This is a genomic window from Streptomyces sp. NPDC051776, from assembly GCF_040681345.1.
In the GTDB taxonomy this organism is placed as follows: domain Bacteria; phylum Actinomycetota; class Actinomycetes; order Streptomycetales; family Streptomycetaceae; genus Streptomyces.
Map to the genome: position 1 here is coordinate 1 of NZ_JBFAYQ010000005.1, position 5,260 is coordinate 5,260.

3 protein-coding genes, 1 rRNA gene and 1 pseudogene are annotated in these 5,260 nt (G+C 71.9%); 4 read left to right on the plus strand and 1 reads right to left on the minus strand.

The window, feature by feature from the left end; translation table 11 throughout:
- Positions 1-202: 202 nt before the first annotated feature.
- From rrf to AB0M26_RS06150, 3 genes and pseudogenes are all read left to right on the plus strand, one after another.
- Positions 203-319: ribosomal RNA gene (gene rrf / locus AB0M26_RS06140) — 5S ribosomal RNA — on the plus strand.
- Between the two features lie 258 nt (positions 320-577).
- A complete protein-coding gene (locus tag AB0M26_RS06145; RefSeq protein WP_365255896.1) occupies positions 578-1,291 on the plus strand; it encodes a hypothetical protein in 714 nt (237 codons plus the stop codon).
- Positions 1,261-2,085 (plus strand): annotated as a pseudogene (locus AB0M26_RS06150) (hypothetical protein); the annotation flags it as partial. The gene AB0M26_RS06145 and the pseudogene AB0M26_RS06150, both read left to right, overlap by 31 nt.
- A 384-nt stretch (positions 2,086-2,469) precedes the next feature.
- Here AB0M26_RS06150 and AB0M26_RS06155 read toward each other — a convergent pair.
- The gene (locus AB0M26_RS06155) at positions 2,470-3,870 is read right to left on the minus strand and encodes a DUF1015 domain-containing protein (protein ID WP_365255286.1); all 1,401 of its coding nucleotides are present in this window, start codon (positions 3,868-3,870) and stop codon (positions 2,470-2,472) included.
- A gap of 71 nt (positions 3,871-3,941) precedes the next feature.
- Here AB0M26_RS06155 and AB0M26_RS06160 point away from each other — a divergent pair, with 71 nt between their 5' ends.
- Entirely contained in the window at positions 3,942-4,976 is a 1,035-nt protein-coding gene (locus AB0M26_RS06160) for an HAD-IIA family hydrolase (RefSeq protein ID WP_365255289.1), read from the plus strand.
- Positions 4,977-5,260 lie beyond the last annotated feature (284 nt).

The following is a 5,260-nucleotide window of genomic DNA, read 5'->3' on the forward strand; positions in this document are numbered from 1 at the left end:
GGTTGATAGGCCGGATATGGAAGCATCGTGAGGTGTGGAGTTGACCGGTACTAATAGGCCGAGGGCTTGTCCTCAGATGCTCGCGTTCACTGTGTGGTTCCCGGACTGCGAACAGCTTCCGGTGGAGCCGGTATCTCAATTGAAGAGTGTGTTTGTTCGCTGTCTCTATCAGACTTCCGCCCTATCGGGGCGGGGATAGAGTTTCGGTGGTCATTGCGTGAGGGAAACGCCCGGTCACATTCCGAACCCGGAAGCTAAGCCTTACAGCGCCGATGGTACTGCAGGGGGGACCCTGTGGGAGAGTAGGACGCCGCCGAACAATCATTTAAGGACTCTTGGTCCCGGCGTACATGCCGGGACCAAGGGTCCTTTTGTTTTTCCCCGAAGCGCATCGCTGTGCCAGGTGCGCGAGAATGATTACTGCGGTACTGCAAGACAGGAGTCACGTCGATGTCCACCAATTCGCCCGAGGACGGGCCGGACCGATCCGAGCGCCGACCGAGGCGTCAAGACGACGGTGAGCGGCGGGAGTTCCGGGGATCGGGCCCGCGCCGCGACCGTGACAGGGGCGGCGACCATGGAGGTTTCCGCGGTCGCGGGGGTGACGAGCGCCCGCGCGGGCCGCGGGGTGATGACGACCGTGACCGCGGCGGGTTCCGCCGGGACCGGGACGATAGGGACCGTGGTTTCCGTCGTGATCGGGATGACCGCGACCGGGGTGGATTCCGCCGCGACCGGGATGACCGTGATGGCGACCGTGGTTTCCGTCGTGATCGGGATGACCGTGATGGCGACCGCGGGTTCCGTCGTGATCGGGATGACCGCGACCGGGGTGGATTCCGCCGCGACCGGGATGATCGGCCGTTGCGTGGGCCGCGTCGTGATGATGAGCGTGGTGGGTTCCGTGGTCGGGAGGACCGGGGTTCTTCGTATCGTCGTGACGATCGGGACCGCGACCGCGGGCGTGGACCGCGGGGCGAGGATGACCGCGACCGGGGTGGATTCCGGCGCGACCGGGATGATCGGCCGTCGCGTGGGCCGCGCCGGGATGACGAGCGGGGTCATGGCTTCCGCGGCCGGGACGAGCGCCGCCCCGATGACCGCGGGCCGCGGAGGCCGTACGGTCAGGGTGGCCGCGGACGGCCCGATCAGCGTTCCGACCGGGGCCGCGGTTTCGGGCGGCGCGACGGACGTGATGGGCGCGGCGGCGGCTACCCCAACCGCGACGAGCGCTCGCGCGGCGATCGCGACCGAGAGCCGATCAAGCGGCTGCCGATCCCCGAGGACGTGACGGGGAACGAGGTCGACAAGGCCGTACGACAGGACTTGATGAGTCTGCCGAAGACGCTCGCCGACGATGTCGCCAGGAATCTGGTCATGGTGGCCCGGCTGCTCGATGACGATCCGGAGCAGGCCTACGCGTATTCGCGTGTCGCGCTTCGGCTCGCGTCGCGTGTCGCGGCGGTGCGCGAGGCCGCCGGCTTCGCGTCGTATGCGACAGGCAAGTACGCGGAGGCCCTGGCCGAGTTCCGTGCCGCACGCCGGATGACCGGGTCCGCGGAGCTGTGGCCCATGATGGCTGACTGCGAGCGCGGCATGGGCCGGCCCGAGCGGGCTTTGGCCATGGCCGGTGAGCCGGAGGTGCAGAAGCTCGATCGGGCCGGACAGGTCGAGATGCGGCTCGTCGCGGCCGGTGCGCGGCGCGACTTGGGCCAGGCCGAGGCCGCGGTCGTGACGCTGCAGAGCTCCGAGCTGGCGTCGACCGCCGTGCAGCCGTGGACCGCCCGGCTGCGCTACGCGTACGCCGATGCGCTGCTCGCCGTGGGCCGCAAGGACGAGGCGCGCGAGTGGTTCGCCAAGGCTCTGGAGGCCGATCAGGGCGGGACGACGGACGCCTCGGACCGCTTGGCCGAACTGGACGGTGTGGAGTTCATCGACGCACTCGACCCGGACGTTGTCGAGACTGAGGAGCCGAGCGAGTTGGAGGGGTCGGGCGGGTCACAGGACTCGGGCGCGTCGCAGGAGCCGGGCGCGTCACACGATGCGGGGGCGGGGGAGGCGTCGGACCCGTCACGGGAATCAGACCCGTCACTGAAATCAGAGCCGTCACGGGAATCGGCCGCATTGCTGGAGTCGGGCGAGGGCGTGCCGGGGGGCTTCGTGGAGCCGGTCGTCGAGGACGTTCGAGCCGAGGTGCCGGCCCTCGACGACGAGACCCGGTCCGACCCCGGGTACGAGTCCGAGCCCGACCCCGGGTACGAGCCCGAGCCCGAGTCCGAGCCCGACCACGGGTCCGAGCCCGAGTCCGAGCCCGACCACGGGTCCGAGCCCGAGCCCGAGTCCGAGCCCGAGTCCGAGTCCAGGGCCGCGGACGACGAGGAGCCCGGGCGCTGAACCACGCAGGTGCGTGAGAGGGCGGAACTCCCAGTGACGTCCCAGGGGTTCCGCCCTCTGCACTTCCCCCGCCCATCAGCCCAGTTCGAGACTGCGCAGCACCAGCCCCGTTGCCGGCTTGGGCCCGAACGACGTCGACTTGCGTGGCATCGTCACCCCCTGCTGCGCCAGTTCGCGGACGACTTCCTCACGCACCGGGTGCATCAGCACGGCAGTCCCGCCGTGCCGTTCGGCCTTGTCGACGGCGGCGGCGACGTCGTGGATGTAGCCGATGTGGTCGGGGCTGTCCGGGACCTGCCATACGTGTTCCAGCAGTGTGGAGTGGAGCACGGTGGCGTCGAGAGTGCGCCACGCCTCAGGCCGGTCCGCCCGGACCGTACGGGCCAGGAGTCCGGGATCCGGGCGGTCGACCAGGTGGAAGCCGCCGTCGCCCGCGAGCAGATAGGCGTTGCGTGCCCCGGCAGTGAACGCCGCCGGAGCCGCCGTGGCCTCGCGGGCCTCGGTGCCCTCCGCCCCCTCCACCGGCTCCGCCCCCTCCACCGGCTCCGCCCCCTCCACCGGCTCCGCCCCCTCCACCGCAGCCGCCAGTGCCTCCAACGCCCGCGGCAGCGGACCGTCCACCTTCCGCACGCGAAAGGCACCTTGGAGCGCCGCCACCGCGTCCCCGACCGGAAGCCGGTGCAGCACCCGGTGGATCGCGCGGACACGCAGCGGATAGCGCGCGGTGTCGACGAGGAGGACCAGCCCCGAGTCCCAGGGGCCGGGCACATCGTGCTCGGCGCGCAGCCGCAGATACGTGGCCCAGCGGTGGTGGCCGTCCGCGATGAGAGCCTGGTGGTCCGCGAGATCCGCTGCGGCCTCGGCGAGTTCGGCCGGGTCGGTCACCGCCCAGAGGCGGTGGCTGACGCCGTCCTCCGTCGTCGTCGACAGCAGCGGCGGGCGGTGCACGGTCCGCTCGATGACGGCGCTCGCGCCCACGCCGCCGCCGTTGCCCCGGTACGTGAGCAGCAGCGGCTCCAGGTTGGCCGCCGTCTCGCGCATGAGCCCCGCACGGTCCTCGACGATCTCCTGCATGACGCCTTCGTGCGGAAGAACGATGCCGTCCTCGGGAGGGCTGAGGCGCAGTGCGCCGATCACCCCGCGCTGCAGGAATTCGCCGCTGCACTGCTCGTAGACGTAGAGGGCCGGTTCCGGGTCGGCGGCGAGCACGCCCTCGGCCCGCCAACTGCGCAGCGTCTCCGCGGCCTGCCGGTTGCGGTCGGCGAATCCGGCCGCCTGGGGGAGGATGAGCCGGACGATGTTGTGCGGGTCGGCGGTTTCGAGGTGGCGCAGTCCGTCGGGCCGTACGACGACGTCGTACGGCGGGGAGGTCACGGCGGCGAGGCTCCCGACACGGTCCGGGACGTAGCGCAGACCTCGGAAGGGCGACAGGCGCAGACCGTCGCGACCGTCGCGGGCGGGCCCAGATGTGGTCATTAGGGCATGCTATGCGGCCTGCGGCGATGCGCGATGATCGGGGGAGAGCCACGAGCGAGGAGCGAGAGACGATGACCCGAGAGGCCAGGATCCGGACCCGTACGGACGCGAGCGTCCGGCCCCTGAGCGAGGCGTACGACACGGCGCTGCTCGACCTGGACGGCGTGGTCTATGCCGGTGGTCGTGCCATTCCGCACGCGTCCGAGTCGCTGGCGTCGGCGCGGGACGGCGGCATGCACCTCGCGTATGTGACGAACAACGCATCCCGTACGCCGCAGGCGGTCGCCGAGCATCTGACGAGCCTCGGCGTCCCGGCGGAGCCGGCGGACGTCATCACCTCGGCCCAGGCGGTGGCCCGTCTCATCGCGGACCAAGTCCCCGCCGGTGCTCGGGTGTTGGTGGTCGGCGGGGAGGGGCTGCGGGTTGCGCTGCGGGAGCGCGGTCTGGAGCCGGTGGAGTCGGCGGACGACGATCCGGCCGCAGTTGTGCAGGGCTACGGGGGGCCCGAGCTGCCGTGGGGACGCTTCGCGGAGGCGTGCTACGCGGTGTCGCGCGGCGCGCCCTGGTTCGCCTCCAACACCGATCTGACGATTCCGAGCGAGCGCGGCATCGCCCCGGGCAACGGCGCCGCGGTCGAGATCGTACGGCTGGTCACCGGTGGCGAGCCGCAGGTCGCGGGCAAGCCGCGGCCGCCGATGCACCGGGAGACGATTCTGCGGACGGGCGCCGAGCGGCCGCTGGTCGTGGGGGACCGGCTGGACACCGACATCGAGGGCGCGCATGTGGGCGGGGTCGACTCCCTGCTCGTGCTGACCGGTGTGACGGACGCGGCGCAACTGCTCGCCGCCCCGCCCCGGCACCGCCCGACGTACGTGGCCGCCGATCTGCGCGGGCTGCTGACCGGGCAGCCGGAGGTGCGGGAGGAGACCGGGGACTTCATGTGCGGCGGCTGGAAGGCGTCCGTACGGGACGGGGAGGCGTTGCTCGACGGCGGGGGCGACGCGCTCGACGGGCTACGGGCGCTGTGCGCGGCGGTGTGGACGTGGGCGGGGGACGGTCCGGGGGGCGTGGAGACCGACAAGGCCCGGGCGCGGCTGGGGTACTGAGGCTCCGGAGGGGCGCGGGCGCGGCTGGGGTATTGAGGCCGCGGAGGGGCGCGGGCGGCCCGACGCATAGGCTCCAGGCGTCCCGGGCGCGGTGGGGCCCGGGTCGGGACGAACAAGGCTCGTACGCGGTGCGGGACATCGCCGAACCGGAATCGGTGCCGCGCTGGAGATGGGCGACGACTCGGCGTACGCGCGGGGCGTGCGGGGGCGAACGCACCCGGCTGCTGCTGGTGCTCGTGGCCGTGCATCGTGCCGCTCACCGCTGTGGCGACGGGCGGTGGCCG

Excerpts from the sequence above, each read along its gene's own strand:
- AB0M26_RS06145 (WP_365255896.1), top strand. The coding sequence starts at position 578 with ATGGAGGTTTCCGCGGTCGCGGGGGTGACGAGCGCCCGCGCGGGCCGC.
- AB0M26_RS06155 (WP_365255286.1), bottom strand. The coding sequence starts at position 3,870 with ATGACCACATCTGGGCCCGCCCGCGACGGTCGCGACGGTCTGCGCCTG.
- AB0M26_RS06160 (WP_365255289.1), top strand. The coding sequence starts at position 3,942 with ATGACCCGAGAGGCCAGGATCCGGACCCGTACGGACGCGAGCGTCCGG.